We start from the raw sequence: 3533 nt of genomic DNA, 5'->3' as shown, positions 1-3533 counted from the left end.
AGGAGGCGATTCAGAGCCTCAGGGACCCACCCTGCCTGCTCCTCATTACTCGCTCCCCCAGCGCGTGGCGTGGCGGGAGTGGGGGCAAGTCGGGAGGGCGACGCGGGGACTGGCTCAGGCACTTTGCGGCGGCGCTCCCGCTCCAGCTTGGCGGCGACAGCTTCCCGTGCCAGGCGTTCCGAGTTTCGCTCGGCCAGCGTCGCATCGCGCTCTTTCTCTAGCTGTGCCAGTTGGACAGCTTGCTGCGCTAGTTGCGTGTCTTTTTCTTTCAGTGCTGCCCGCTGCTCTTTGAGTTTTAAGTGGAGCTTGGCGCTTGTCTCTTTTGGAGGGGAAGGAACCAGAACGACAGGCTCGGGAATCGCAAGTGCGATTGCGGCAGGTTCGAGCCCCTCAAGGGCCTCGGCGAGCTTTGGGTTCTTCGGCAGAGCCTCGGCGAGGCGCTTCAAGACGATGGGATTCTTGAGCGTCTCCACGCCCGGACGAAACCCCGTGCTAATCTTAGCCGTGACATCGGGCTCGTTCTTGAGCAGGCGGTGAATCTCTTTGGAGGGCAGAGCGGCGAGCTTCTCCCGCCACTCGTCTGCTGTCACGCTCCAGGCTCCGGCACTGCCTCCGTCGGGACTTCGGATAGGAGCGGCAGAGGGCGCATGGTCGAGCCAAGCTTGAGGGTGGAGCGCTTGAGCTGTCCACAGGCAGCCGCAATCCGGTGGCCTTTTTCGTAGCGCTGCGTAATATTCACGCCGTACGAGGCGACTATCTCACGGAAAAGCCGGGCTGCCTCCGGGGTAGGGCGCTGGTAGCGGGCGGCAACATCGGTGGTGTTGTAGGGAATCGTGTTCACGGCGCAGAGCGGCTGACGGCGCAGCAGCGCACCCAGCTCATGGGCTTCTTTTTCCGTGTCATTGATCCCCGCCATCAAGACATACTCGAACGTGATGCGGCGGCTCGTGGCCTCGACATAGTCTCGACACGCCTCCAGAAGACGGCTGATGGGGTACTTCTCATTGAGGGGCACCAGCTCGGAGCGCAGGGTGTTGTTGGGGGCATGTAGCGAGACAGCCAGCGTAATAGGCAGGTTTTCCGCCGCGAGCTTCTCCATCGCGGGGACGACCCCAATCGTGGAGACCGTGATATTGCGGTAGGAAAGGCCGACCTCGTCGTGGATGAGGCGCAGTGCCTTGAGGACGTTGGGCAGGTTCAGGAGCGGCTCCCCCATGCCCATCAGCACCAGATGGGAGATGCGCTGCTCGGGGTGCTTGGCCTGCATGAAGAGGAGCTGGTCCACGATCTCGCCTGCCGTCAAATTACGCGCCAAGCCTTCCGTACCCGTGGCACAAAATGAGCAGGCCATCGGGCAGCCCACCTGCGACGACACACACACCGATGTTCGCTCGTCGTAGGGCAGATAAACCGCCTCGATCACTTCATCGTCGGGGAGGTTCAGAAGGTATTTTTCCGTACCGTCGGGTGCGCTCTGAATACTGCGCTCTGTGCAGGGAGCGAGGGTGAATTCCTGGGCAAGCTGCTCGCGCAGGGCTTTAGGAAGATCGGTGAAACCCTCGAAATCGCGTAAGAATCGCGTGTACAATCCCTTGCCGAGCTGCTTGCCTCGGTAGCCGGGGAGGCCTTTTGAAGTGAGAAGTTCCGTCAGTTCGGCGCTTGTGTGGCCTACCAGTGTCTGCATCATAATAGGGTTTTATATCACGTCTGGACTCCTAGACCGCACGCCGTCGCAGACGAAACACGGGGCGCTCCTCGCCAAACCGATCCACGCCGTCCGCCAGGTCGCACGCCAGATCCAGTAGAAAGCGCAGGCGCTCGGGGCGAACCGTGGCGCAGGAGATCTGGAGAGTCTCTCCCTTGAGCTGGATATGCCACCGATCCCAAACACGGCGGGCGAAGGCGAGGGTGTTGAGCTGCATGGCGGCGATCTCGCTGATCCAGGGAAGACCGGGCACGACCCCTTCGCTACTCAGCTCATCGTAGAGCCGGGCGGGGTTGCGAATCCGGATCGCGATCGTCACCGCGCTGCCCTGCCGCGTCACCTGAATGGCACGTCCCCGATAGACACCCGTGCCCTGCCGCCCCAGCCCGAGCACCATGAGGTTCCTTGTCCAGTGAAGACGCGAACGGTAGAGCAGGGAGATCCCCCCTAGCAGGGCAATTGCCAGTGCACCCCCGCAGGGAATCAACACGGAGAGCGAGTGATTTATATTTCCAGCCAGCATACTTCCTGAACGTTTCACCCCGACGCAATGTTCCAAGTTGTGAGCTTTTGCATTAAGCCTCAGTCTTCTATCGTTGCGATTCGCCGGTTTAGTTGGGTGCGTCAGTCCACAATTTCCCAGGAGTTGCAGACCTCACCTGAGACACGCAGCTCCACCCCAAAGCGCGTCTGGAGGTGAAGCCCATCGCTCCAGATGTGCATCCTATCCCAGGAGAGGATCATAAACGCTCAAGGGTGGGGCGGGCGAGCTGGAACGGCCAGCCTTGGAAGTGATGCGCATGCCCTAGTGTTCCCGAGGCTCGAAATGTTACCTGGGGGAAACAATCTCCAGTTTCCTATTTCAAGGGCCGATAATCAGGCCGTATACCGCTAAGTCACCGCTGGCAAGAATCAAGTGATGTGCATTCGTTTCAGGAGGTCGTAATTGATGAATCGTGTTATTGTTAGAAATTTGACTCTGGGAGCCGTGACAGCTCTTCTCGCCACTGCTGCCCACGCGCAGCTCACCACCTTTGCGAACTTCACTCAAGCGGGCGGAACTCGACCCTATACTTTTACAAATGCGGGGAGCTCAAGTACGTTCTCACTTGCAGCCCCGCAGGCGATTAACTTCTACTACCAGGTGAACAACGAGTACAACGGCACTGGCTTCGCCACTGTCATCCCGGCGACGATGACATTGACCTCAAGTGTTGGGGCTGTTGCCACCGGAGTGGTATCACTGACGCAACCCATGACCGGTATCACTATGGTATTTACAGCAGATACGCCAGTCAATGGAAAAAGTGAGCTGTTGAGAATCGTGGCAAACTCCGGGGGGAATCCAGGAAGGCTTGGGGGGTTTCTGACGGGAACCGATGGTGGTAGTAACCCCAGCTTCTCTGGTTCACAAAACGGCGCTCTCGGTGACTTGGTAACCATGAGCTCGGACTTCGTCCACTTTGATATCACGACGCGCCGTGACTATTCCTTGACATTTAGTGCGGCAACACCTGATTTTTCGATGAATGGTAACAGCTACATCAATAGCTTTACTGCGGATGGCACAGGTACGTTTGCGTCAAACCCAGCTCCCTTTGCATTAATTCCCGAGCCTGCTAGCTTAGTGTTTGCTTTGCTGGGAGGGATCGCGCTGCACCGCCGCCGTCGCTAGAGGACGGCGGGTAGGTCGTGGCCCATGCGAGTGCGCTTGGTCTCTAAATAGCGGGCGTTGTGCGGATTTGCCGTGATGGGCAGGGGGACGCGCTCAGTGACATTGAGATCAAACCCCTGGAGGCCATCGCGTTTTCCGGGATTGTTGGTCATG

At 58.9% G+C, this 3533-nt stretch carries 3 protein-coding genes and 1 pseudogene; 1 reads left to right on the top strand and 3 read right to left on the bottom strand.

Annotated elements, in window-relative coordinates; genetic code table 11:
- The 3 genes and pseudogenes from ACH2EH_RS17635 to ACH2EH_RS17625 all read right to left on the bottom strand — a co-directional run.
- Window positions 1–590: pseudogene (locus tag ACH2EH_RS17635) on the bottom strand (hypothetical protein); the annotation flags it as partial.
- Window positions 587–1687 carry a 23S rRNA (adenine(2503)-C(2))-methyltransferase RlmN gene (gene rlmN, locus ACH2EH_RS17630; RefSeq protein WP_395143637.1) on the bottom strand — a complete coding sequence of 367 codons (1101 nt, stop codon included), beginning with the start codon at window positions 1685–1687 and terminating at the stop codon, window positions 587–589. The pseudogene ACH2EH_RS17635 and the gene rlmN, both read right to left, overlap by 4 nt.
- A gap of 28 nt (window positions 1688–1715) precedes the next feature.
- Complete coding sequence (locus ACH2EH_RS17625) at window positions 1716–2246, bottom strand: hypothetical protein (protein ID WP_395143635.1); 531 nt, start codon at window positions 2244–2246, stop codon at window positions 1716–1718.
- Window positions 2247–2654: 408 nt separating this feature from the next.
- Here ACH2EH_RS17625 and ACH2EH_RS17620 point away from each other — a divergent pair, with 408 nt between their 5' ends.
- Complete coding sequence (locus ACH2EH_RS17620) at window positions 2655–3380, top strand: hypothetical protein (protein ID WP_395143633.1); 726 nt, start codon at window positions 2655–2657, stop codon at window positions 3378–3380.
- Window positions 3381–3533 lie beyond the last annotated feature (153 nt).

The organism is Armatimonas sp., from assembly GCF_043760365.1.
GTDB lineage: Bacteria > Armatimonadota > Armatimonadia > Armatimonadales > Armatimonadaceae > Armatimonas.
This window is presented reverse-complemented; position numbering and strand designations above follow the sequence as displayed.

Excerpts from the sequence above, each read along its gene's own strand:
- ACH2EH_RS17620 (WP_395143633.1), top strand. The coding sequence starts at position 2,655 with ATGAATCGTGTTATTGTTAGAAATTTGACTCTGGGAGCCGTGACAGCT.
- rlmN (WP_395143637.1), bottom strand. The coding sequence starts at position 1,687 with ATGATGCAGACACTGGTAGGCCACACAAGCGCCGAACTGACGGAACTT.